Origin of the sequence: Bartonella sp. AP11XZML, from assembly GCF_042196445.1 — a bacterium.
Classification (GTDB): domain Bacteria; phylum Pseudomonadota; class Alphaproteobacteria; order Rhizobiales; family Rhizobiaceae; genus Bartonella.
Genome location: NZ_JBHIQF010000081.1, coordinates 1 through 1189, shown reverse-complemented (window position 1 = coordinate 1189; position 1189 = coordinate 1). Strand labels below are relative to the sequence as shown.

The window sequence follows — 1189 nt, the reverse complement described above, 5'->3', positions numbered from 1 at the left end:
AATGGCGAAGAGCAAGTTTGAACGAACAAAACCGCATGTTAATATTGGTACGATTGGTCACGTTGATCATGGGAAGACCTCGTTGACAGCAGCGATTACGAAATATTTTGGTGAATTTAAAGCTTATGACCAAATTGACGCTGCGCCAGAGGAACGCGCACGTGGAATTACTATTTCTACAGCACACGTTGAGTATGAAACGGAAAATCGTCACTATGCGCACGTTGATTGTCCAGGACACGCTGATTATGTGAAAAACATGATCACAGGGGCAGCACAGATGGATGGTGCTATTTTGGTTGTTTCAGCAGCTGATGGCCCAATGCCTCAGACACGTGAGCATATTTTGCTTGCACGTCAGGTTGGTGTTCCAGCAATTGTTGTTTTTCTTAATAAAGTTGATCAGGTTGATGATGCAGAACTTTTGGAGCTTGTAGAGCTTGAGGTTCGGGAACTTTTATCCAAATATGATTTCCCAGGCGATGATATACCAATTGTTAAGGGTTCTGCGTTGGCAGCTCTTGAGGATAAGGATAAAAGCATTGGTGAAGATGCTGTTCGTCTTTTAATGAGTGAAGTTGATAATTATATTCCAACCCCTGAACGTCCTGTTGATCAACCATTTTTGATGCCGATAGAGGATGTGTTTTCGATTTCGGGACGTGGAACCGTTGTTACGGGTCGTGTTGAGCGTGGTGTTATTAAAGTTGGAGAGGAAATCGAGATTATCGGTATTCGTCCAACGTCTAAGACGACGGTTACAGGCGTTGAAATGTTCCGCAAGCTTTTAGATCAAGGTCAAGCGGGTGATAATATAGGAGCTCTGCTACGTGGTGTTGACCGTGAAGGGATTGAGCGTGGTCAAGTATTGGCGAAGCCAGGATCCGTTACGCCTCATACACGTTTTAAAGCAGAAGCTTACATTTTGACAAAAGATGAAGGTGGACGTCATACACCATTTTTCACGAATTATCGTCCTCAGTTTTACTTCCGTACGACGGATGTTACAGGTATTGTTACGCTTCCAGAAGGAACGGAAATGGTTATGCCAGGTGACAATGTTGCGATGGATGTTTCGTTGATCGTTCCGATAGCGATGGAAGAGAAACTTCGTTTTGCTATTCGTGAAGGTGGTCGTACTGTTGGTGCCGGTATCGTCTCTAAGATCATTGAATAAATAATGCTTGTT

1 protein-coding gene is annotated in these 1189 nt (G+C 43.7%); it reads left to right on the top strand.

The genetic code is table 11. The annotated features are described in order from the left end of the window. The first annotated feature begins 1 nt into the window (after position 1). On the top strand, positions 2 to 1177 hold the full coding sequence (gene tuf / locus ACFIMG_RS08345) for an elongation factor Tu (RefSeq protein WP_012755022.1): 1176 nt from the start codon (positions 2 to 4) through the stop codon (positions 1175 to 1177). Positions 1178 to 1189: the final 12 nt, after the last annotated feature.